Origin of the sequence: Sphingomonas sp. MS122 (genome assembly GCF_049532975.1) — a bacterium.
Lineage (GTDB): Bacteria > Pseudomonadota > Alphaproteobacteria > Sphingomonadales > Sphingomonadaceae > Sphingomonas.
This window is the reverse complement of the sequence record NZ_CP186695.1, coordinates 172,643-194,249: the sequence shown is the minus strand read 5'-3', so window position 1 is coordinate 194,249 and position 21,607 is coordinate 172,643. Positions and strand designations below refer to the sequence as shown.

Sequence of the window (21,607 nt, the reverse complement as noted above, 5' to 3'; positions counted from 1 at the left end):
CGGGCGCGGGATCAAGCCTTCAGGGGTAGCTGACCGTCTTGGGCACTTCGGGGATGGGGATGAATTCCTTGTCGTCGCCCGGGACCTTGGGGAACAGGCCGGCCTTCCAGTCCTCCTTGGCCTGGTTGATGCGGTCGCGGTCCGACGAGACGAAGTTCCACCAGACGTGGCGCGGGGTGACGAAGGCCTCGCCGCCGCACAGCATCACGCGGCCGCCCTTGGTCGAACGCAGCGTCGCCGCGGTGCCGGGGCGCAGCACGTAGAGCGTCTGCGGCTCGAGCGCCCAGCCGTCGAGCGAGGCCTCGCCCATGGCGAGATAGACCGCGCGCTCGTCGGCTTCGGCATCGATCGGGACGCTGCCGTTCGGGGACAGCTCGATATCGGCGTAGATCGTGCCGGCATAGGTGGTGGTCGGCGCGCTGGCGCCCCACAGCGAGCCCATGATGACGCGGGCGCGGGCGCCGCCGGCATCGACGACCGGGAGGTCGGCGGCGGCGACATGCTCGAACGCCGGGTCCATCTCCTCGACGCGCTCGGGCAGGGCGAGCCAGGTCTGGATGCCGGAGAGCTCGGGGCCGGCGTCGCGCTCGGACTGGGGCGAGCGCTCCGAATGGACGATGCCGTTGCCGGCGGTCATCAGATTGACCGCGCCGGGCTCGATCGTGGCGAAGGTGCCGAGGCTGTCGCGATGGTCGATCGCGCCGCCGAAGAGATAGGTGACCGTGGCGAGGTTGATGTGCGGGTGCGGGCGCACGTCGATGCCGGTGCCGGCGTCGAGATGCGCCGGGCCCATCTGGTCGAAGAAGATGAACGGGCCGACCATCGTGCGCGGGCGCGAGGGCAGGGTGCGATAGACCTTGAACCCGCCGAGATCGTGCGTGGTCGGCGTGATCGTGTGGATGAAGAGATCGTCGGTCATGCTTCCCCCGGGGCAGTGGCGCGGATCGCCATGGCGTGGACTCGCTCGGTCATCAGGTCGCCGAGCGCGCGGTTGACGAGGCGCTGGCGCTCGAGGCGCGACTTGCCGGTAAAGGCGGCGCTCTCGATCACCACGGTGAAGTGCGATTCGCCGCTGCCGTCGTCGCCCATATGGCCGCGATGCTTGGCGCTGTCGTTGATCACGTCGAGCTTCGACGGGGCGAGCGCCTCGGTGAGGCGGGCGGTGATTTGCTGGGCGACGGGGCCGGTGGCGGGATGAGTCATCGCGCCTATATAGGCGGTTTACCCGCCGGAGTTCGAGTGTCTCATCAACCGCGCAAGGACCGTCCCAATTCCCGCTTCCACGGCCGTGTGGAGGCGCCAGGACGGCTGTGTGCGGAGCCGGGTTGCGCGCAGCCGGGCGAGTTCCGCGCGCCGCTGCTTGGCGACCGGCGTCCGAGCGACCATCCGCCCGAATATCGCTGGCTGTGCCTCGACCATGTTCGCGCGTTCAATGCCGGCTACAATTTCTTCTCGGGCATGAGTCCCGACGAGATTCATGCGGCGCAGCGGCCCTTTGCCGGCTGGGAGCGCGAGACGCGGGCGTTCAACGCGACCGGCGGGGCGGACCGGCCGCCGCGCTGGGCCGATTTCAGCGATCCGCTCGACGCGATCGGCGCGCGCTGGCGCCAGGCGATGCCGGCCGAGCGCAAGGACGGCAAGCCGCTGTCAGGCAAGGACCGCGAGGCGCTGCGGACGCTGGCGCTCGAGGTCGATGCGGACCGGATGGCGCTGCGCCGGCGCTATTCGGAGCTGGTGCGCAAATATCATCCGGACCGCAATGGCGGCGACCGCAGCCACGAGGGCGCGTTGCAGCAGGTGATCGAGGCCTATCAGCAGCTCAAGGCGTCGCCCGCGTTTGCGTGAGGGCGTTCGATTCTGAATCATTCCTCCCCCGGCGGGGGAGGAACTAAGCTAACCTGCCTTCGAGACGCCTAGCTTCCGCAGCCGCCGCACCCGCCCCCGCCGCAACCACCGCCGTCGCCGCCGCCATCTCCGCCGCCCGAGGAGCCGCCGTCGCCGCTCGCCGCGCGCATCTTGTGGAAGGCGTCGAGCTCCGAGCCGGCCAGCACGCCGGTGCCGAACAGCGCGACCGCCAGCCCCACTTCAGGGGTGAGCGGGGCGCGGCGGATGCGGTCCGCGTCCTTGCGCGCCTCGCTCAGCGCCTCGCGCCCGGCGCGAGTGAGCTTGGGGATCGAGACCGCGCGGATCAGCGCGAGGACCGCGGTGACGATCAGCAGGATGGTGAGATAGCCCACCGGCCGCTCGCGCGCGTCGCCGATCACCCATTTGGTCGCGCCGAACATCAGCAGGGTGAGATAGGGCAGCAGCGCCCAGTAGCGCAGGTTGGCGCGCTCGCCGCGGGTGAGCATGAGCCCGGCATTCCGGAGCTTTTCGAGAAGCGTGTCGGCGGCGGGCCGCAGCGTGCGCTCGATCCGCGACCAGTCGAGCGGCGGGGAGAGGGCGAGGACGCTGTTTTCCGCGGTCGTGGCGCCGTTGCGCAGCAGCACGTCCAGCTTGTTCCTGCCGTTCATCGCGAGCGCCCGTCCGGCGAGCAGGCGGGCGATGATCCCGTCGGCGAAGCGTGTGCGGCCGCCGGCGAGATAGGCGAGCTGGTCGGGATCGCGCACCTTCTGGCTGCGGCCCTCGGGCAGCATCCGGATCGGGATGACGATGCCTGCGATCACGACGATCGCCAGCAGGACGATATAGAGGGTAAGAAAGGGTCCGCCGGTCCAGTCAAAGGGGCCGAGAGACATAAGAGGTCATTCCCTTGGTTGGTTCGGCAAAGCCGAACCGGTTGCGGCACCGGCCCGCTCCCCCTCCCGGCCACCCATATCATGCTGCCGTTGCGTGACCGGGAGGGGGAGCGGGCCGGTGCCGAGGTTCAGCATTATCACTGAACCCACGGATAAAGCGCGAGCGCGATCAGCCCGATGAACGCCAGCAGGAGCAGCGCGGCCTGCGGGCGCGAAAGGATGAACGCGTCGCGCGGATGCACCCGCCGCGCACGGGGATCGTCGCTCAGCCGCTGCGCGGCCGATGGCCAGATGTCGGAAGGGGGCGCCATGCCGAATGCGGCCTCGTAGCGGGCCAGCGTGTCGGCATATTGGCGATAGAAGCGGTTATGCCTCCTCGGCACCGCCGGCGGTGGGGCCGTGGTGGAGCGGACGGCCGAGCACCTCGGGACAGAAGCGCTCCCAATAGTCGCGCGTGTAAGTGAGATGGAGGTGCCAGGCCTGGTCGACCGCGTCGGAGGGGGTGACCTGCCCCTCACCGGTGACGGCGAGGAAGGCGAAGCGGCGATATTCCTCGACCACGCGCGCCGCCTTCGCCGCGCTCCAGCCGTTGTCGCGCGCGAGACGTGCCGCAAAGGGAAGCGCGGCGTCGGAGGGGCCGAATTCGTAACTGGAAAGCCGTTGCCAGACCGGGTGTCCGGCGAGTGAGGCGGGGACGGAGTCCGCTTCGCGCATCTAATCTCCTAGTATCATAATAGGAGATCCTGTCAAGGTGGGGGAGGGCGGGGTGGTGACGTAGTTGAATTTCGATCGTCACCCCGGCCTTGTGCCGGGGTCCACCCAGCCTCACCGGCTGGACAAGAGCCTCTTGTCCGACGCTCGCCTCCCGGCGGCCCCGGCGCAAGCCGGGTGACGGCCGGTGGTGGAGACGGAGCACTCTTAACCGCGATTGCCCTACTTCGGCGCGACCAGGCCGAAGGCGGCGCCTTGCGGATCGGTGGCGAAGAACACGCGCTCGCCGCCGGGGACCTCCATCGGGTCCATCACCGGGTTGCCGCCGAGTTCCTTCACCTTGGCGAACGCGGCCTCGATGTCGGGGACGCGGAAGTAGAAATTCCAGGCGACCGGGTGCTCCGCCTTCTCGCGCGGCATCATCGCGCCCCAGACCTCTTCCTTGCCGGAAGGGGTGAGGAAGCTGTACTCGCCCCACGGCATCGGCATCGCGCCCTCCTTCTTCCACCCGAACAGCTCCGAATAGAAGGCGAGCGCCGCGGCATCGTCGGTGGTCTGGAGCTCGTTCCAGCTCGCCTTGCCGAGCTCGGTCCGGCCATAGGCCGTGCCCGCATCGGGCGAGCTGCCGCGCATGACGTAGAAATGCGCGCCCTGCGGGTCCTCGACCATCGCCATGCGGCCCACGCCCTCGAGGTCGGTGGGCGGCATGTGGATCTTGCCGCCGAGCTGCTCGATCCTGGCGACGGTCGCATCGACATCGTCGACGCCGATATAGCCCAGCCAGGCGGGAGCGGTCGGCGCGGGATTCTTCATGATCCCGCAAACGCCATCCTCGCCGACCGACATGATGTTGTAATCGACGGCGCCGCCGGGGAATTTGCTGGGGGTCCAGCCGACGATCTGGCGGTAGAAATCGATCGCGGCGTTGGGGTCGGTCGTGAGCAGCTCGTACCAGATCCAGCTTCCGTGCGGGTTGGCCATCGATATTCTCCTGCAGGCATGGAAAACCGCCCGCAGCGGGAGCCGGCGGCGCGCGGGAGGGGGCGGCCCGGCGCCTGCTTCCACCGCTGCGGGCGGCAGGGGATTTAGTTCGCGGTGTCGAGGATCGGCGCGAAGCCGCCCCACATCATCCGCTGGCCGTCGAACGGCGGCTGCTCCTGGCGCTGCATCCGCTCGTCCTTCATCATCTTCTCCCAGCCGGCGTCGCGGGTCGCCTTGTCGGGCCACTCGATCCAGCTGTAGACCACCGCCTCGTCGTCCTTCTTGAGCGTCGCGCGGTTATAGTCGGTCTTGGTGCCGTCGGGCGTGTCCTCGCCCCACGCCTCGACCACGCGCAATGCGCCGAACTCCTTGAAGACATCGGTCATCTTCTGCGCGAGCTCGCGATAGGCTTCCTTGTTCGCCTTGGGCACCGGCAGCACATAGCCGTCGAGATAGGTGGCGCCTTCCGAGGAGCCCTCGTCGACGATCGGCTCGAAGCCGGCGAAGATCATGCGGCTGCCGTCGAACGGCATGTCCTTCATCATCTCCGCCGAGTTGGGGTCGTTCATCATCTTCTCGTTGGCGGCGTCGCGCGTCGCCTTGTCGGGATATTCGAGCCAGCTGAACAGCACGGTCTCGTCGTCCTTGAGATCGACCGACTTCTTGAGGTCGTTGACCTTGCCGTCGGGCACGTCGTCGCCCCAGGCTTCGACGAAGCGCGTCGCGCCCAGGCCGCGGAACAGCTCGATGGCGCCCTCGGCGTGCTTCTTGTAGGCATCCTTGTTGGCGGTGGGGACGGGGGTGAGGAATCCTTCGACGTAAGTCATCGTCTCTCTCCTTTGGTATGTGGCTCAGGCCGCGGCGGCGGGGGCCGGCTTGAAATCGGCGAGCTGCGCGGCGAGGGCGGCCTTGAACGCGGGCCGGGCGATGGCGCGCTGAAGATAGTCCATCAGCACCGGCCGGTCCTCGATCAGACCACTGCCTTCGGCGAGGCGCAACACGCTGGCCATCGCGATATCCGCGATGCTGAACGTTCCGGCGAGCCATTCGCGCCCCGCCATCGCGTCGGCGAGCCGATCGAAGCGCTTGCCGGCCTCCGCCATCAGGCTTGGACGGCGCAGCTCGGCCCATTGCTCGCCGGCGGCGAAGATCTCGACGTTCGACAGCTCGAACATGTGCGGCTCGACGCTGTTATAGGCGGCGAACAGCCAGCTGATCGCGGTGGCGCGCGCCTGGGGATCGCGCGGCAGCAGCCGTTCGTCCTTCTCGCCGAGATGGAGCAGGATCGCGCCGCTCTCGAAGATCCGCACGCCCTCGCCCGGGTCGACGAGCGCCGGCACCTGGCCCCAGGGCTGCTCCTGGAAATAGGCCTCCGGACGCGGACCGGCGGCGTTGAGCAGCCGCATCGAATAGGGCAGCCCGATCTCCGCACACGCCCAGCGCGGGCGCAGGTCGCGCACGAAGCCCTTGGCGAAATCAGGCACCCAGTCGAAACCGGTGATCTCCACGGTCATGATCATTCTCCTCGCTGGAGCGTCGCGTTCAGGCGGCGACGGTCTCGCCCGCCGCCGCGGCCTCGACGGCGGCGATGTCGATCTTGCGCATCGTCATCATCGCATCCATCGCGCGCTTGCTGGCGGCGGGATCGGCATTCTCCCAGATCAGCTGCATCAGCCGCTTCGGCGTGATCTGCCAGCTGACGCCCCATTTGTCCTTGCACCAGCCGCAGGCGCTTTCCTGGCCGCCATTGTCGACGATCGCGTTCCACAGCCGGTCGGTCTCTTCCTGATCGTCGGTCATGATCATGAAGCTGACCGCTTCGGTCTGCGGGAAGATCGGGCCGCCGTTGAGGCCGATGAACTTGTGCCCCGCGATCTCGAACTCGACGGTGATCACCTCGCCCGCCTTTTGCGAGGGGGTGTCGGTCGGGGTCCTCTGTACCCCGGTGACGCGGCTGTCGGGCAGTACCGACGCGTAGAAGTTCGCGGCTTCTTCGGCGGTATGATTGTACCAGATACAGGTCATGAGCTTGGTCATCGTCTCTCTCCTTGAAATCCAGTCCCTGAAAACTTGTCGGACTGGGCGGGCAGGTCCCGCCAATATTTTTCGACGAACGCCTCGCCGATGCGGTCAGGCGAACGGCCCGGTGCTGTTGAGCGCGCCGTGGCCGAGCATCGCCACCGTGGTGAGGCAGAAGGCGGCGACGCCGATGGCGACGCTCTGGACGACCGGCAGATACTCGCGGAACAGGTTGCGCATCGGACATCTCCATTCGGGGGCGGCCCATTCGTCGATTGGGGGGCGGCCGCGAATCGCTTGCTTGATCTTGATGCGCGACTCAGTTATAAAAAGCAACCATGAAGTTAGAAAAAATGACTCAAGAGGCGAAAGTGGCGGAAAAGCGCTGGTATGACGATGCGTGCGGCACCGCGCTGGCGCTGGAATTCCTGGGCGAGCGCTGGTCGATGCTGATCGTGCGCGAGCTGATGCTGGGCCCGCGACGCTTCGGCGAGCTCAAGGCGGATCTGACCGGGATCAGCGCCAACGTGCTGACCCAACGGCTCGAGAGCCTCGAGCGCGCCGGCATCCTGACGCGGCGCAAGCTGCCGCCCCCGGCGAATGTGCAGGTCTATGAGCTGACGCCCTGGGGCTATGAGAGCGAGCCGATCTTCCAGACGATGGGCCGCTGGGCGACGCGCTCGCCGCAGCACGACCCGACGCTGCCGCTCTCGCCGGTGTCGGCGATGCTGTCGCTGCGCACGATGATCAACCCCGAGCGGCCGGACCTGCGCATGACTCTGGTCTTTCGCTTCCCGACCGCATCGTTCACCGGTCGCCTCGACAAGGCCGAGCTGGCGATCGAGCCCGGCGAGGCCGACGATGCCGACGTGGTGTTCGAGACCGATCCGACGCGGTTCGTCAGCCTCGTCTACGGCAAGTGGCCGTTCGAGGAGTCGGAGGCGGAGGGCAGGCTGCGCCTGGGTGGGAACCGTGAGCTGGCGAAGCGGTTCATCGACCTGTTCGCGCTGCCGCCCAAGCTGGCCTGAACGCCGCACTGCACCATTGCAGGACTCGCGCGCCGCTCCTAGGGATGCCGCGACCACGCACGAAAGCCTGTCCATGACCGACATCCCGAACACCCAGCCCGACAGCCGGGAAACCACGATCCTCGAAGCCCCCGACAAGCAGGTGGCCGTGCGCGACCTGTTCGGGATCGATATCGACATGGAGGTGCCGGCGTTCAGCGAGGCGGACGAGCGCGTACCCGATCTCGATCCGGCCTATGTGTTCGATCCGGACACGACGCTCGCGATCCTGGCGGGCTTCGCGCACAACCGCCGCGTGATGATCCAGGGCTATCACGGCACCGGCAAGTCGTCGCACATCGAGCAGGTGGCGGCGCGATTGAACTGGCCGTGCATCCGCATCAACCTCGACGCGCATATCAGCCGCATCGACCTGATCGGGCGCGACGCGATCGTGCTCAAGGACGGACAGCAGGTGACCGAGTTCCGCGAGGGGCTGCTGCCCTGGGCGCTGCAGACGCCGACGGCGCTCGTCTTCGACGAATATGACGCCGGCCGCCCCGACGTGATGTTCGTGATCCAGCGTGTGCTCGAGACCGAGGGCAAGCTCACCCTGCTCGACCAGAACCGCGTGATCCGGCCGAACCCGTGGTTCCGGCTGTTCTCGACTGCCAACACGGTGGGCCTGGGCGACACGAGCGGGCTCTATCACGGCACGCAGCAGATCAACCAGGGCCAGATGGACCGCTGGAACATCGTGGTGACGCTCAACTATCTGCCCGCCGCGACCGAGGCGCAGATCGTGCTCGCCAAGTCGGGCGAATATGACAAGCCGGGCGGCAAGGAGCTGGTCGAGAACATGGTGCGCGTCGCCGACCTGACGCGCCGCGGCTTCATCAACGGCGACATCTCGACCGTGATGAGCCCGCGCACGGTGATCACCTGGGCGCAGAACACCGAGATCTTCAAGGATCCCGGCTTCGCCTTCCGCCTGTCGTTCCTCAACAAGTGCGACGAGGCGGAGCGCGCGCTGGTCGCGGAATACTACCAGCGCGTGTTCGGCAAGGACCTGCCCGAGAGCGTGGTGGGGAAGGCGAACTGACGCCTTCCCCGCTGGCCGCTATTCGAGCGTCAGCACCACCACCGATGCCGGCGGCAGCGTGACCGACAGTCCGGCCTGATCGACCCGCGCGCCGTCGAACGGCTGCGGGCGGACACGGTCGGGCGCGTCGAAGCTGTTGTGCGCCGTCACTTGCGGCGCGGTCAGGACGAGGCCGCTCGCGCGCGTCGCGGCGAGGCCCTGGATCGCGCTGGTCACGCTCGCTGGGCGGTTGGGGTCGGTGTTGACGAGCGCGACATGGACCTTGCCGTCGGTGCCCCGCGCCGCGGTCGCGCTGACCGCGGGCAGCGCCCACTGGTCCTTGTGATACCAGCTGGTCTTGACCTCCATCGGCAGGAAGACCGCGTCCTGGAACGGCCGGTACATGTGGAAGACGTGGTAGGTCGGCGTCAGCACCATCTTCGACCCGTCGGTCAGGATCATCGCCTGGAGCACGTTGACCATCTGGGCGATGTTGCTCATCCGCACGCGATCGGCGTGCCGGGTGAAGATGTTGATGTTGAGCGCGGCCACGATCGCGTCGCGCATCGTGTTCTGCTGGTAGAGGAAGCCGGGATTGGTGCCGGGCTCGACATCGTACCAGGTGCCCCATTCGTCGACCGCCAGGTTCACGCGCTTCTGCGGATCATATTTGTCCATGATCGCCGAATGCTTGGTGACCAGCTCCTCCATCTGCAGCGTCTTGTGGAGGGTGCGGGCATATTCCTCCTCGTCGAACTGGGTCGCCGAGCCCTTCTTCTGCCAGGTGCCGGGGACGGTGTAGTAATGGACGCCGATGCCGTCGAACTTGCGCCCGGCCTCGCGCATCATCACCTCGGTCCAGTTATAGTCGAACGAGTTGGCGCCGCTCGCGATCTTGGCGGGGCGGTTGTCCTGCGGCGCCTTGATGAACTCGCCATAGCGCCGCGTGAGGTCCGCGGCATATTCCGGACGCATGCTGCCGCCGCAGCCCCATAGCTCGTTGCCGATGCCGAAATAGGGGAGCTTCCACGGCGCCTTGCGGCCGTTCTTGGCCCGCAGGTCGGCGAGCGTGCCCGCCGGCGCGGTCATATATTCGACCCACTCGGCCATTTCCTGGGGCGTGCCGTTGCCGACATTGCCCGAGACATAGGCCTCGGCGCCGATCAGTTCGGCGAAGTCCATGAATTCGTGGGTGCCGAAGGCATTGTCTTCGGTCACGCCGCCCCAGTGCGTGTTGACCTTGACCGGGCGCTGGCCGCGCGGGCCGATCCCCTCGCGCCAGTGATATTCGTCGGCGAAACAGCCGCCGGGCCAGCGCACCACCGGCACGCGCAGGTCCTTGAGCGCGGCGACGACGTCGTTGCGATAGCCGCGGGTGTTGGGGATCTTCGACTTCGGGCCGACCCACACGCCGCCATAGATGCCGGTGCCGAGATGCTCGGCGAACTGGCTGAAGATGCGGCGGTCGATCTTGGCGCCGGGCTTGTCGGCGCGCAGCGTCGCAGTGGCGCCGGGCGACGATGCCGTCTGCTGCGCGGATGCCGGAATAGTTGGACAAATAACGAGCCCCGCCAGCAGCAGCGCGGCAAGGCCGGATCGATACCCCATCTCCATCTCCCCTAGATTTTCAGTCGTCATATGTGGGTCATTTGTCTGATTATTGAGATAACTGGGCGAGCGCAACGGGCAATTCGGGCAGGCGATGCCTTTTGGACTGGCTCGCCCTTTGATAGGGGGTATCGCCCATGGCCAGCGACTCTCCCCTCGACCAGTTCCGATCCGTCCTTACGGGAGTCTCGCGCGCGCTCGCGCACGAGCCGGAGATCGAGCTGGCCTTCACCGCCGATGCGCCGGCGCAGTCGGGACGCCACATCAAGGTGCCGATGCCGGGCCGCAACCTGCCGCCTGAGCAGGTGGCCGAGGCGCGGGGCTTCGCCGACGGCTTTGCACTGCGCATGCGGCTGCACGACGGTGCGATGCACCTGAAGGGCGCACCCAAGGAAGTGGTGGCGCGCGCCGTGTTCGATGCGGTGGAGACGGCCCGCGTGGAAGCGCTGGGGTCGCGCGGCTATGCCGGGATCGCCGAGAATCTCGACCGCGCGCTCGAGATGCGGATGCGCTCCGACCCGATCAGCCGCGCGCGGACGCGGGACGAGGTGCCGCTCTCGACCGCGATCCAGCTGATGGTGCGCGAGCGGCTGACCGGGCGCGAGGCGCCGGCCGAGGCGGCGCTGGGGCTGGCGCTGGTGCGCGACTGGATCGAGGACAAGGGCGGCGCCGATCTCGATGCGCTGGCGCTGGCGATCGACGACCAGGCCGCGTTCGCCAAGCTCGTCGGCAATCTGCTCGAGGATCTCGAGCTGACCGAGGGCGAACTGCTCCCCGACGAGGCCGACGAAGGCGGCGGCGAGGACGAAGGCACGGACGAGCAGGACCAGGACGAAGGCGAGAACGGCGAGCAGGAGAGCGATACCGGCGAGGGCGAGGTCGAAGCGCGCGGCGAGCAGCGCGAGGCCGAGACCGAGGACGGCCAGGAGAGCGATCAGGAGCAGGGCGAGTTCGACGACACCGACGGCGAGCCTGGCGATGAAGGCGAGGAGGGGATGATGCCCGTCCGCCCCAACCGCCCCTGGTCCGATCTGCCCCCGCAGTTCGACTATAAGAGCTTCACCACCCAGTTTGACGAGGTCATCGCCGCGACCGAGCTGTGCGACGAAGAGGAGCTGGAGCGGCTGCGCGCCTATCTCGACCAGCAGCTCGTGCACCTCCAGGGCGTGGTGACCAAGCTCGCCAACCGGCTGCAGCGGCGGCTGATGGCGCAGCAGGCACGCTCGTGGGACTTCGACCAGGAGGAAGGGTTGCTCGACGCGGCGCGGCTGGCGCGCGTGGTGGTCAATCCGATGCAGTCGCTGTCGTACAAGGTCGAGAAGGACGCCAAGTTCCGCGACACCGTCGTCACGCTGCTGATCGACAATTCGGGATCGATGCGCGGGCGGCCGATCTCGATCGCGGCGATCAGCGCCGACATCCTCGCGCGCACGCTCGAGCGGGTGGGCGTGAAGACCGAGATCCTCGGCTTCACCACGCGCGCCTGGAAGGGCGGGCAGAGCCGCGAGAAATGGCTCGCCGAGGGCCGGCCGCCGCAGCCGGGCCGGCTCAACGACATGCGCCACATCGTCTACAAACAAGCCGACGAGCCCTGGCGCCGCGCGAAGAAGTCGCTCGGGCTGATGATGCGCGAAGGGCTGCTCAAGGAGAATATCGACGGCGAGGCGCTGCTCTGGGCGCATCAGCGGCTGATCGCGCGGCAGGAGGACCGCAAGATCCTGATGGTGATCAGCGACGGCGCGCCGGTCGACGATTCGACGCTGTCGGTCAATAGCGGCGCCTATCTGGAGCGGCATTTGCGGCAGGTGATCGGGTGGATCGAGCAGCGCTCGCCGGTCGGGCTGGTCGCGATCGGCATCGGGCACGACGTGACTCGCTATTACAGCCGCGCGGTGACGATCATGGACGTCGACCAGCTCGCCGGCACGATGATCGAGCAGCTCGCGGCGCTGTTCGACATCGAAGCGTGACGGAGCGGGCATGATCGAGGCGCCGCCGGACGGATTCCACGGCCCGGTCAAGCGATCGATCACCATTGCCGGGCATCCCACCTCGATAAGCCTGGAGCCGGCGTTCTGGACGGCGCTGGAGGATGCCGCGCGTGCGCGGGATCTGCCGCTCAATGCGCTCGTCGCTGAGATCGATCACCTGCGGATCGGCGCGCCCGATCCGCCCAACCTGGCGAGCGCGATCCGACTGTGGCTGTTCGCCGTTGCGACAAATTTGCGACAATGATGAAAATGACTCGCAACAGCGTTGACAGTGAGAACGAGTCGCAATAGCTGACCCCGAAACCAGAAGGGGCTCCAATGACTCGTATCACCTCCGATGGCCGCAAGGCCGCGCCTGCCTTCCTTGCGCTTGCCGCGGTCGGCTTCATCGCTTCGGCGCCGGCGCACGCGGCCGATCCGGTCGCGACCCCGGACGATCAGGAGCGCCGCGACGAGGTCGTGGTCACCGGGCAGGAAGTGAAGTCGGAGCAGGAAAGCCCCAAGGCGACGCGTCCGGTGCGCGACACGCCGCAAAGCGTGACGATCATCACCAACAAGACGATCGAGGAGCAGAATCTGCTGACGCTCCGCGACGTGCTGTCGACCGTCCCCGGCATCACCTTCGGCGCGGGCGAAGGCGGCGGCGGCTATGGCGACTCGATCAACTTCCGCGGCTATTCGGCGAATACCGACATCACCGTCGACGGTGTGCGCGACAGCGCGCAGTACAGCCGCACCGACCCGTTCAACCTCGATCAGCTCGAGGTGGTGAACGGCGCGAACTCGGTGACCGCGGGTGCCGGCTCGGTCGGCGGATCGATCAACATCGTGACCAAGAGCCCGCTGGCGCACGACCAGGTGATCGTCACCGGCGGCATCGGAACCGACGACTATTATCGCGGCACGCTCGACGCCAATGTCCGCGCCGGCGACAAGGTCGCGTTCCGTCTAAACGCGATGTTGCACAAGAATGACGTGCCCGGCCGCACCGTCGAGAAATACGACCGCTGGGGCGTCGCCCCCTCGGTGACGCTAGGCATCGGCGGGCCGACCCGGCTGACGCTGAAGTATTTCCACCAGGAAGACATCAACACACCGCAATATGGCGTGCCTTATTACCAGACCGCGACCAATGCGGGGACGCTGCCGGGCGTCGATCCGAGCGACTATTTCGGCTATCGCAACGTCGACCGGCAGGAGACCAATGTCGATCAGGCGACGATCATCTTCGAGCATGATTTCAGCGACGACGTCTCGATCCGCAACCTGACGCGCTGGCAGGATGTGCGGCAATATGCGCTGGTGAACCCGCCCCAGGGCACTTACTGCCTGGCGAGCGGCGTGACGCCGACCGGCGGAAGCTGCGTGGTCGACCTGGATACGCGGACCGGCGCGGGCCAGGTGTTCAACCTTACCGTGCCCGCGGGCTATTACCTGCCGTCAGGACCGCGCGGGACCACGCGCATCACCCGCAACCAGCTGATGTACAACCAGACCGACCTCTCGGCCGAGTTCGCCACCGGCGGGATTCGCCACACGCTGGTGCTGGGTTTCTCGGCCGCGTGGGAGCAGTTCAATCTTTCCAACGGCAACTCGCTTCGCGCCGCGAACGGGAGCAACCCGGTCGAATTCAATCCCGCGGCGCCCAATGCCGCGGCGCATCTGCCCTACATCAGCATCGCCAATCCGAACGAGGTCGTGCCTGGCCCCGCGCTGCCCGGCGCGGTCTATGGCAGCAATGTCTATACCGGTCCGCTCAACTATGTCGAAAGCGGCCGCCAGCGCGGCGAGGTGACGAATTACGCGATCTACCTGTTCGACACGATCGCCTTCTCGAAGCAGCTCGAGCTCAATCTCGGCGTCCGCTACGAGCGGAACCAGGGCACGCACAAGAGCGACACGGTGTCGACCGCGGGCGTGGTGACGCCGGGCACGCCGGTGGAGAATGCCGACAACCTGTTCTCGTACCGCGCCGGCCTGGTGTTCAAGCCGGTCGAGGCGGTGAGCCTCTATGTCGCCTATGGCAATTCGAAGACGCCTTCCAAGACCTCGGTCAACGGGTCGTGCACCGCCGAGACCTGCAACGTCGATCCCGAGACGGCGGTGAACTACGAGATCGGCGCAAAGGCGGAGATCATGGGCGGCCGCCTGCTGCTGACCGCCGCAGCGTTCCGCAACGAGCGGACCAACTACAAGGTCCCCTCGGCCGATCCGCTGATTCCCGAGCAGCAGCTCGACGGCGAATCGCGCGTCAATGGCATCGCACTGGGCGCGGTCGGACAGATCACCCCGGCGTGGTCGATCACCGCCAACTACACCTATCTCGACAGCGAGGTGATCCGCAGCGTCGCGACCAACGGCGCGGGGCCGATCCCCGATCCGCAGGCCGGCAACCCGCTGGTGCAGACGCCGACCCATTCGGGCAGCCTGTTCACCGTCTATGAGCTGCCGTTCGGGCTCAAGATCGGCTACGGCTTCACCTATCAGGGCAGCTTCTACCTCAACAACAATGCGGCGACGCTGTTCAAGGCGGAGGACTACATGATCCACAACGCCTTCCTGGCCTATGACTTCACGCCGAACCTGACCGCGCAGGTCAACGTCAAGAACTTCACCGACGAGGAATATTATACGCGCGTCCGCAACAATGGCTGGGCCACGCCGGGCGAGGGCCGCGCGGCGGTGCTGACGATCGGATACCGGTTCTGAGGGCGGCCGACTGAAAAGGGGGAGGAGCGGGTGAGGTCCACCTGTCCCCCGGGCCGTTGCCCGCTCCCACCCCTGCGAACGCGTTTGTCGTCGCGATTTCCGGGCCGGCAGGTTCCACCTGCCTCGAAATCGCTTTAGGCCGGTGTCATGCTGATCGCCATTCCCGACCTGATCGATCCCGAGACCCTGGCGCGGGTGCGCGGGATCATCGATGCGGCCGAATGGGCCGACGGCAACGCGACCTCCGGTCACCAGTCGGCGCTGGCCAAGAAGAACGAGCAGCTGCCGGAGGGGTGCCCGGCGGCGCTCGAGGCCGGGGGCATCATCCTCGATGCCCTCGGCCGTTCGCCCTTGTTCTTCGCGGCGGCGCTGCCGCTCAAGGTCTTCCCGCCGCTGTTCAACCGCTATGGCGAGGGGCACAGCTTCGCCACGCATGTCGACAATGCGATCCGGATCAAGCGCGGCAGCGAGTTCCGCATCCGCAGCGACTTGTCGGTCACGATCTTCCTCGAGGATGCCGCGGCCTATGACGGCGGGGAGCTGGTGATCGAGGACCATTATGGCGTGCAGCGGGTCAAGCTGCCGGCGGGGCACGCGGTGGTCTATCCTTCCTCCAGCCTCCATCACGTGACGCCGGTGACGCGGGGGCGGCGCGTGGCGAGCTTCTTCTGGCTGCAGTCGATGGTCCGCGACGACGCCGCACGGCGCATCCTGTTCGATCTCGACCAGAGCGTGCAGCGGCTGACCGGCCAGCTCGGCGGAAGCGACCGCAGCGTGATCGAGCTGACCGGCGTCTACCACAATCTGTTGCGGCGCTGGGCCGACAGCTGAGCGGTACTCAAATACCGGAAAGTCACAAACGTCCTACTCTATCGCGCGTGAACGCCGCGAATCCAACAACGGCATGACGACGTGAATGGTCGCAGCCGAAATCCAACATTTCAACGTGCAAGCACTTGATCCGGCAGGCGCATTACGCTTGCCGATATTTGTGCTTGCAATGTTGGAATTCAAATGTTCCTAGAATGTTCCTCAATGGCGGAGTGGGAACATGAAGAACGTCAGGACCGGCGCGGCGATTGCGATCGCCGCGCTGACGGGGCTCGCGGCGACGGCGCTCGCGAGCGAGACCGTCACCTATAGCTACGACGCGCGGGGCCGGCTGGTCGCGGTGAAGCACAGCGGCACCGTGAACAACAACGTCCAGGCCAACTACACGTACGACAAGGCCGACAACCGGACCAACAAGACGGTGACCGGCGCGCCGTAACGGGCGCGATACGTGTGATAGCTAGAAGCTGAAGCCGGGCGGCGAGCGACTGCGCTCCCATTTGCCGGCACGATTCAAGTTTGGAGAAACGAATGACGACGAACCCAAGGTTCGGCGCGCGCGGACGCGCGTGCCTCAAATCCCTATTGGCAGCATCGACGGTGCTTACGGCTGGAGCAATTGCGACTCCGGCGCGGGCCCAGGAGGCAAGCATCGTTGCCTACCCGATCCGTCAGTATCCCGACGAGAACGGAGTCGATCTCCTGACTGGCACGTTCACGGCGATGAGTCCGGGCTTGGCCGTGGGAGATCCGGAGACGGGCCTCACCTATACTCGGCAGATCCGTGCCAACAAATATCGCGACAACATGATGGGCTCGATCACCGTTTCGGGCAACATCTACACTGTTGCGACCGGTTCAGTCTCCGAGCAGTTTACGCTGTCCGGCGGCGTCTTCACGCCTGTCGAGCAGAACGGATCGACGCTGACTGTCAGCACCGGCGGAACCCAATATACCTACACGCGCAAGGACGGAACGGTGGCGACGTTCCTCTATCTCCCGAATACCTATGGCATCGCCAAGGGTATTTCGATGGAGACGCTGACCTATCCGTCGGGCAGAAAGCTGATTTTCCACTATCATGACGATGGCTGGACCGATGCGCGCGGCGGTGTGCATCTGGGACGGCGCTTGGCTGCTGTGACCAGCAACAATGGCTGGCAGATCAAGTTCAACTACGAGAGCGACAACCCGCAGAACATGTTTGTGTGGGCACGCATCGTGAAGGTGCTTGGCCTCAACGCGCTGATCGATAGCTGCCAGCCGCTGGACTTTTCCTGTTCGGTTTCCGGACGGCCGGAGCTGACGGTTTCGACGTCGGCTGGTGGTGCCCATGAATACACCGATAGCGAGGGGCGGACGACCCGTTTCACGATTTCGGGGGCCGATGTGACCGGCGTCCGGCTTCCCGGCAGCACGAACGACGATATCACTATCGCTTATTCCTCGGGGAAGGTCAGCTCAGTCACCAACCGAGGCGTGACGACCACCTATGGCTTCTCGGACACCTCCGGCATTCGCACGGTGACGATCACCAAGGGAAGCAACCCCGGCCGGACGGTCAAGTTCGACATCGCCAAGTCCCGCATGACTTGGTCGCAGGACGAGCTGGGGAAGGTGACCGAATACGAATATGACACCAATAATCGTCCGAGCAAGGTCATCGCGCCGGAGCTGAACTTCGTTCAGTTCGGCTATGACTCGCGTGGCAACGTCACCGAGACGCGCCGGCGCGACAAGGCCGGGAATAGCGCCAACGACATTGTGACGAGCGCGACCTATCCCGTGTCGTGCACCAGCGCGATCACCTGTAACCAGCCTTCGAGCACCACGGATGCGCGGGGCAAGGTGACCGACTATACCTATGACACAACGCATGGCGGCGCGCTGACCGCAACCGGACCGGCGCCGACGACCGGCGGCGACCGGCCGCAGGTTCGCTATGCCTATGCGCGGCTCGATGCCAATGGTGCACCTAGCACCACGGGTATCTACCAGCTCACCTCCGTTTCCGCATGTGCTGCGGGTGTAGCCCCCGGCTGTGTCGGTACGGCGAATGAAAGCAGGACGGTGATCGCCTATGGGAGCAATCTCAATGCGGCATCAGTGACAAGTGGCGCAGGCGACGGCAGCCTCAGCGCGACGCAAGCCATGACCTATGATCCCGTGGGCAATCTGCTGACGGTCGACGGCCCGCTTGCCGGCACGGCCGACACCACGCGGGTGCGCTACAACGCGGTGCGTGAAGTGGTAGGTGTGGTCGCTCCCGATCCCGACGGTGCCGGCGTGCTCAAGCACCGGGCGTCGCGCACGACCTATAACGCCAAGGGACAGGTGGCCAAGACCGAAGCTGGTACCGTCGACAGCCAGTCGGATGGCGATTGGGCGGCGTTTGCGCCGATGCATGCGATCGAGACGGGCTATGATGCCAATGCGCGGCCGGTCGAGCAAAAGCTGACCGCCGGTGGGACGACATATCAGCTTGCTCAGTTGAGTTATGATGCGCTCGGTCGGACGGAATGCATCGCGCAACGGATGGATCCGGCGCAATGGGCGGGGCAGAGCAACGCGTGCACGCCACAGCTCACCGGCCCCAACGGTCCCGACCGGATCGTCAAGACCAGCTACGATGCGGCGGGCCGCGCCAACCGCACCGAGAGCGCGGTCGGCACGGCCGATCAGGCGGACGAGGCGGCGGCGACCTTCACCGACAATGGGCAGGTCCAAACCGTCACCGACGGCAAGGGCAACAAGACCACGTACGAATATGACGGGCATGATCGTCTCAAGAAGACGCGTTTCCCCGATCCCGCGACCGCGGGCACCAGCTCGAGCAGCGACTATGAGGAGCTGTTCTACGATCCGGGCTCGAACGTCGAGAAGCAGCGGCTGCGCGATGCGCAGGAGATCGTCTTCGGCTATGACAATCTGTCGCGGCTGACGCTCAAGGATCTGCCGGGCAGCAATCCCGACACGAGCTACAGCTACGACCTGCTCGGGCGGATGACCGGCATGTCGAAGACCGACGGGCATTCGCTGTCGTTCGGCTTCGATGCGCTGGGCCGCAACACCAGTGCGGGCGCCAATTCGGGCACCTTCACCTACCAGTACGACCTGGCGGGTCGGCGCACGCGGGTGACGCATCCGGGCGGCGGCTTCTATGCCCAGTACGACTATCTGGTGACGGGCGAGGTCTCGGCGATCCGCGAGAATGGCGCGACGTCGGGCGCGGGCGTGCTGGCGATGTTCGGCTATGACGATCTCGGCCGGCGCACCAGCCTGACGCGCGGCAACGGCACGGTGACGAGCTATGGCTATGACGTGGTGTCGCGGCTGGCCTCGCTCGGGCATGATCTGGCGGGCACATCGCATGACGTGACGGCGACGTTCACGCATGATCCGGCGAGCGGGATCGCGAGCCGGACGCGCGACAACGACGGCTATGCCTTTCCGGGCTTCGCCAACGTCAACCGGACCGACACGATCAACGGGCTCAACCAGGTGACGCAGACCGGTAGCACCAATGTGAGCCATGGCGACGGGCGCGGCAACGTCACCGCGATCGGATCGACCGCCTATGGCTATAATGTCGAGAACTGGATGACCTATGGCGGGGCGATCGACCAGCTCTATCCCGATCCGGCGGGGCGGCTGATCCGCGCGCTGGGCAGCGCCGACACGCGCTATGCCTGGGACGGGCTGGATCTGGCGATCGAGCAGAATGCCAGCGGGGTCGTGCTGCGGCGCTATGTCCATGGTCCGGGGATGGACGAGCCGCTGGTGTGGTACGAGGGCAGCGGCACCAGCGACCGGCGCTGGCTGCATGCCGACGAGCGCGGCAGCATCGTCGCGGTGAGCGACGGCACGGGCGTGTCGATCGCGACCAACCGCTATGACGAGTACGGCGTGCCGGCGAGCGGCAATGCCGGGTCGTTCGGCTATACCGGGCAGCTGTGGCTGCCGGAACTGGGGGCCTATTACTACAAGGCGCGCATCTACAATCCGGCGCTCGGGCGGTTCATGCAGACCGATCCGATTGGGTATGGGGATGGGTTGAACCTGTATGGCTATGTGAGTGCTGACCCCATCAACAAGATCGATCCTACGGGGACGGATGAGATCTGTTGGGGTTCGCATGGTGGCGTCTTCACCGATAAAGATGGGACTATTGTTATCGTTGCGAACACTTATCAATGTGCAGGGTTCAACAACGGTAACCCCGGGGGCTGGAATCCAGGCGACTGGGGTTTTGGAGATCACGGCGGAGCCTACAATCCTCCAAACCTTGAGGATATTATCGGGCCTCTAATTGATAAAGCAGGTGAGCTATTTTGTGCGATCCCTCCGCTTGAGATTTCCGGAGGAGCTGATGCTTACCTAGGTATTGGAGCTTCTGCCGCGCTAGGTGTGAGTTTCGACATCCGCACGTTTCAGCTTCGTGGTAGTGTGTCTAGTGGTGGCGGTGTAGGTTATGGCGGCGGCGTCGGCGTGAATTTGGGGCTTGGTAGTGGTACGGAAGGCGTAGAGCATCAGAATACTATTACGGGCGGTGTGGGCCCAGTTTCCGCTACCGTCGAATTGGAATGGCCACCGTCCATTTCAGGTGGAGCTGGTGGCCTTGGTCCACGCGTAGGTGGATGGGCCGCGCACAATATAAAATATACTACACGACCAACGCCGAACTTGACTGGAGCTTGTGAATGAGTATCGCGAGAAATGTCCTTGCTTCTGCGATAAGGATTTGTTTCTTCTTGTCGTTTCCGGCCGCATTTACTGTAGGAGTAATATATAATGACGGAACTTTGCTACCAATTGTGATTGCTGGATCTGTGCTATTGCCATTTTCTGTGGCAGTTCTATCCATGAAATGCGAGAGATGCGGCGCGAATTATTTCTATTCTCCTGATAGCGCATCATTTGGATGGGGCATTGATCTGACACTCCCGGTATCCAATGCTTGCAGAAAATGCGGTCATGAACGCGCATAAGATTTGAGCGGGGAAGTTGATAATATTATATCCGCTTGTGGCCGGGGACATCAGTTCCCGGCCTTTTTCTCGGTCCGTATAAGTATGTGCGCAGTCAGCTGCTCGCGCTCCACCAGCTTCAAGCCTTTGTCTGATCTAAGCACTGTTAGCACGCTCGCCCAGGCGTCGGCTTGGGCGCAATTGCGGTGGAGAATGGTGACGCCGGCGACTTGGTTGGCGACGGGTCTACCGAAGCGCGGATCAAGGATGTGAGGATAAGTGACGTCCTCTATCACAAAGTTCCGCCGATAATCCCCCGAAGTCGCCACCGCCAACCCATGCAGCGCAATCCGCAGCGGGGTAGCGTCCACTCCCGGCGGCACCTCGACATCGACCCACCAGGGCTGGCCGTCGGGCTGGATGCCTTCGCCGAGCAGCTCGCCGCCGATCTCGACGAGGAAGTCGAGGCAACCCAGCGCGCGCAGGCGGCCGGCGACGGCGTCGACGGCATAGCCCTTGGCGATGCCGGAGAGGTCGAGCCGGACGGGGCGGGTGAGGCGGAGGCGGAGGAGCAGGGGATCGAAGTCGATCGCGTCATAGCCGCTGAGCGCGCGGGCGGCTTCGATCTCGGCTTCGATGGGGAGGCCGATGCGGGGGCCGGGCGGGCCGAAGCCCCAGAGGTTGACCGGCACGCCCATCGCCGGGTCGAACGCGCCGCCCGAGCGCTTCGCGATGTCGAGCGCGATTCCCATCACCTGCGCGAATTCGGGGCCGATGCGGTGCCAGGTGCCGGGCGGGGAATCGTTGATGCGGCTGAGCTGGGAGCTTGGCTCCCAATGGCTCATCTGGGCGATGATGGTGGCGAGCACCGCCTCGATCTCCGCCTGCACATTGGCGGGCGGGGCGACGATCTTCGCCGACCAGGTGGTGCCCATCGTCTCGCCGCCGAGATGCGCTACGGGCG

General features: G+C 65.6%; 21 protein-coding genes. 9 read left to right on the top strand and 12 right to left on the bottom strand.

The features are described from left to right. Positions 1-19: 19 nt before the first annotated feature. Positions 20-919: a pirin family protein gene (locus ACO227_RS00920; RefSeq protein WP_423604534.1), complete on the bottom strand. Its 900-nt coding sequence runs from the start codon at positions 917-919 to the stop codon at positions 20-22. Continuing rightward, complete coding sequence (locus ACO227_RS00915) at positions 916-1,203, bottom strand: BolA family protein (RefSeq protein ID WP_423604532.1); 288 nt, start codon at positions 1,201-1,203, stop codon at positions 916-918. Before ACO227_RS00915 ends, ACO227_RS00920 begins: the two co-directional genes overlap by 4 nt. Between ACO227_RS00915 and ACO227_RS00910 the strand changes: the two genes are divergently transcribed. Continuing rightward, entirely contained in the window at positions 1,195-1,845 is a 651-nt protein-coding gene (locus ACO227_RS00910; RefSeq protein ID WP_423604530.1) for a J domain-containing protein, read from the top strand. The two genes, ACO227_RS00915 and ACO227_RS00910, sit on opposite strands and share 9 nt — an antisense overlap. Before the next feature lie 68 nt (positions 1,846-1,913). On the opposite strand, the gene ACO227_RS00905 is transcribed toward ACO227_RS00910, so the two are convergent. The 8 genes from ACO227_RS00905 to ACO227_RS00870 form a co-directional block, all read right to left on the bottom strand. Next, positions 1,914-2,738 (bottom strand): TIGR04222 domain-containing membrane protein, encoded by an 825-nt coding sequence (locus ACO227_RS00905; protein ID WP_423604528.1) that lies wholly within the window; start codon positions 2,736-2,738, stop codon positions 1,914-1,916. A gap of 137 nt (positions 2,739-2,875) precedes the next feature. Next, a complete protein-coding gene (locus tag ACO227_RS00900) occupies positions 2,876-3,121 on the bottom strand; it encodes a hypothetical protein (RefSeq protein WP_423604527.1) in 246 nt (81 codons plus the stop codon). Further along, on the bottom strand, positions 3,105-3,452 hold the full coding sequence (locus tag ACO227_RS00895) for a glycine-rich domain-containing protein (RefSeq protein WP_423604526.1): 348 nt from the start codon (positions 3,450-3,452) through the stop codon (positions 3,105-3,107). Before ACO227_RS00895 ends, ACO227_RS00900 begins: the two co-directional genes overlap by 17 nt. A gap of 219 nt (positions 3,453-3,671) precedes the next feature. Beyond that, a complete protein-coding gene (locus ACO227_RS00890; RefSeq protein ID WP_423604524.1) occupies positions 3,672-4,430 on the bottom strand; it encodes a VOC family protein in 759 nt (252 codons plus the stop codon). Positions 4,431-4,534: 104 nt separating this feature from the next. Next, on the bottom strand, positions 4,535-5,257 hold the full coding sequence (locus tag ACO227_RS00885) for a DUF1428 domain-containing protein (protein WP_423604522.1): 723 nt from the start codon (positions 5,255-5,257) through the stop codon (positions 4,535-4,537). A 24-nt stretch (positions 5,258-5,281) separates the two neighbouring features. Further along, complete coding sequence (locus ACO227_RS00880; protein WP_423604520.1) at positions 5,282-5,944, bottom strand: glutathione S-transferase family protein; 663 nt, start codon at positions 5,942-5,944, stop codon at positions 5,282-5,284. Between the two features lie 28 nt (positions 5,945-5,972). Continuing rightward, on the bottom strand, positions 5,973-6,467 hold the full coding sequence (locus ACO227_RS00875) for a VOC family protein (protein ID WP_423604519.1): 495 nt from the start codon (positions 6,465-6,467) through the stop codon (positions 5,973-5,975). 93 nt (positions 6,468-6,560) lie between these two features. After that, the gene (locus ACO227_RS00870) at positions 6,561-6,689 is read right to left on the bottom strand and encodes a hypothetical protein (protein WP_423604517.1); all 129 of its coding nucleotides are present in this window, start codon (positions 6,687-6,689) and stop codon (positions 6,561-6,563) included. Between the two features lie 98 nt (positions 6,690-6,787). On the opposite strand from ACO227_RS00870, the gene ACO227_RS00865 reads away from it, so the two are divergent. Together ACO227_RS00865 and cobS are read left to right on the top strand one after the other, a co-directional pair. Continuing rightward, positions 6,788-7,477, top strand: coding sequence for a winged helix-turn-helix transcriptional regulator (locus ACO227_RS00865; RefSeq protein ID WP_423604515.1), 690 nt, complete (start codon positions 6,788-6,790; stop codon positions 7,475-7,477). Between the two features lie 73 nt (positions 7,478-7,550). Beyond that, positions 7,551-8,558, top strand: coding sequence for a cobaltochelatase subunit CobS (gene cobS / locus ACO227_RS00860; RefSeq protein ID WP_423604514.1), 1,008 nt, complete (start codon positions 7,551-7,553; stop codon positions 8,556-8,558). An 18-nt stretch (positions 8,559-8,576) separates the two neighbouring features. Here the strand turns inward: cobS and ACO227_RS00855 are convergent, their stop codons facing one another. Further along, positions 8,577-10,145 carry an alpha-N-arabinofuranosidase gene (locus ACO227_RS00855; RefSeq protein WP_423604513.1) on the bottom strand — a complete coding sequence of 523 codons (1,569 nt, stop codon included), beginning with the start codon at positions 10,143-10,145 and terminating at the stop codon, positions 8,577-8,579. A 137-nt stretch (positions 10,146-10,282) separates the two neighbouring features. On the opposite strand from ACO227_RS00855, the gene cobT reads away from it, so the two are divergent. The 6 genes from cobT (at position 10,283) to ACO227_RS00825 (ending at position 20,380) form a co-directional block, all read left to right on the top strand. Next, positions 10,283-12,115: a cobaltochelatase subunit CobT gene (gene cobT / locus ACO227_RS00850; RefSeq protein ID WP_423604511.1), complete on the top strand. Its 1,833-nt coding sequence runs from the start codon at positions 10,283-10,285 to the stop codon at positions 12,113-12,115. A gap of 10 nt (positions 12,116-12,125) precedes the next feature. Continuing rightward, a complete protein-coding gene (locus tag ACO227_RS00845) occupies positions 12,126-12,380 on the top strand; it encodes a ribbon-helix-helix domain-containing protein (RefSeq protein ID WP_423604509.1) in 255 nt (84 codons plus the stop codon). Positions 12,381-12,454: 74 nt separating this feature from the next. Further along, positions 12,455-14,845 carry a TonB-dependent receptor gene (locus ACO227_RS00840; protein WP_423604508.1) on the top strand — a complete coding sequence of 797 codons (2,391 nt, stop codon included), beginning with the start codon at positions 12,455-12,457 and terminating at the stop codon, positions 14,843-14,845. 147 nt (positions 14,846-14,992) lie between these two features. Then, positions 14,993-15,676, top strand: coding sequence for a Fe2+-dependent dioxygenase (locus tag ACO227_RS00835; protein WP_423604507.1), 684 nt, complete (start codon positions 14,993-14,995; stop codon positions 15,674-15,676). Between the two features lie 220 nt (positions 15,677-15,896). Then, positions 15,897-16,115 (top strand): hypothetical protein, encoded by a 219-nt coding sequence (locus ACO227_RS00830; RefSeq protein ID WP_423604506.1) that lies wholly within the window; start codon positions 15,897-15,899, stop codon positions 16,113-16,115. Positions 16,116-16,207: 92 nt separating this feature from the next. Beyond that, positions 16,208-20,380 carry an RHS repeat-associated core domain-containing protein gene (locus ACO227_RS00825; protein ID WP_423604505.1) on the top strand — a complete coding sequence of 1,391 codons (4,173 nt, stop codon included), beginning with the start codon at positions 16,208-16,210 and terminating at the stop codon, positions 20,378-20,380. 334 nt (positions 20,381-20,714) lie between these two features. On the opposite strand, the gene ACO227_RS00820 is transcribed toward ACO227_RS00825, so the two are convergent. Next, positions 20,715-21,578: an FAD:protein FMN transferase gene (locus ACO227_RS00820; RefSeq protein ID WP_423604503.1), complete on the bottom strand. Its 864-nt coding sequence runs from the start codon at positions 21,576-21,578 to the stop codon at positions 20,715-20,717. Between the last annotated feature and the right edge of the window lie 29 nt (positions 21,579-21,607).

Coding starts and splice junctions, on each gene's coding strand:
- ACO227_RS00865 (WP_423604515.1), top strand. CDS start 6,788: ATGAAGTTAGAAAAAATGACTCAAGAGGCGAAAGTGGCGGAAAAGCGC.
- ACO227_RS00835 (WP_423604507.1), top strand. CDS start 14,993: ATGCTGATCGCCATTCCCGACCTGATCGATCCCGAGACCCTGGCGCGG.
- ACO227_RS00870 (WP_423604517.1), bottom strand. CDS start 6,689: ATGCGCAACCTGTTCCGCGAGTATCTGCCGGTCGTCCAGAGCGTCGCC.
- ACO227_RS00880 (WP_423604520.1), bottom strand. CDS start 5,944: ATGACCGTGGAGATCACCGGTTTCGACTGGGTGCCTGATTTCGCCAAG.
- ACO227_RS00895 (WP_423604526.1), bottom strand. CDS start 3,452: ATGCGCGAAGCGGACTCCGTCCCCGCCTCACTCGCCGGACACCCGGTC.
- ACO227_RS00890 (WP_423604524.1), bottom strand. CDS start 4,430: ATGGCCAACCCGCACGGAAGCTGGATCTGGTACGAGCTGCTCACGACC.
- ACO227_RS00830 (WP_423604506.1), top strand. CDS start 15,897: ATGAAGAACGTCAGGACCGGCGCGGCGATTGCGATCGCCGCGCTGACG.
- ACO227_RS00875 (WP_423604519.1), bottom strand. CDS start 6,467: ATGACCAAGCTCATGACCTGTATCTGGTACAATCATACCGCCGAAGAA.
- ACO227_RS00885 (WP_423604522.1), bottom strand. CDS start 5,257: ATGACTTACGTCGAAGGATTCCTCACCCCCGTCCCCACCGCCAACAAG.
- ACO227_RS00855 (WP_423604513.1), bottom strand. CDS start 10,145: ATGGGGTATCGATCCGGCCTTGCCGCGCTGCTGCTGGCGGGGCTCGTT.
- cobT (WP_423604511.1), top strand. CDS start 10,283: ATGGCCAGCGACTCTCCCCTCGACCAGTTCCGATCCGTCCTTACGGGA.
- ACO227_RS00820 (WP_423604503.1), bottom strand. CDS start 21,578: ATGGGCACCACCTGGTCGGCGAAGATCGTCGCCCCGCCCGCCAATGTG.
- ACO227_RS00905 (WP_423604528.1), bottom strand. CDS start 2,738: ATGTCTCTCGGCCCCTTTGACTGGACCGGCGGACCCTTTCTTACCCTC.
- ACO227_RS00840 (WP_423604508.1), top strand. CDS start 12,455: ATGACTCGTATCACCTCCGATGGCCGCAAGGCCGCGCCTGCCTTCCTT.
- cobS (WP_423604514.1), top strand. CDS start 7,551: ATGACCGACATCCCGAACACCCAGCCCGACAGCCGGGAAACCACGATC.
- ACO227_RS00825 (WP_423604505.1), top strand. CDS start 16,208: ATGACGACGAACCCAAGGTTCGGCGCGCGCGGACGCGCGTGCCTCAAA.
- ACO227_RS00910 (WP_423604530.1), top strand. CDS start 1,195: ATGAGTCATCGCGCCTATATAGGCGGTTTACCCGCCGGAGTTCGAGTG.
- ACO227_RS00845 (WP_423604509.1), top strand. CDS start 12,126: ATGATCGAGGCGCCGCCGGACGGATTCCACGGCCCGGTCAAGCGATCG.
- ACO227_RS00920 (WP_423604534.1), bottom strand. CDS start 919: ATGACCGACGATCTCTTCATCCACACGATCACGCCGACCACGCACGAT.
- ACO227_RS00915 (WP_423604532.1), bottom strand. CDS start 1,203: ATGACTCATCCCGCCACCGGCCCCGTCGCCCAGCAAATCACCGCCCGC.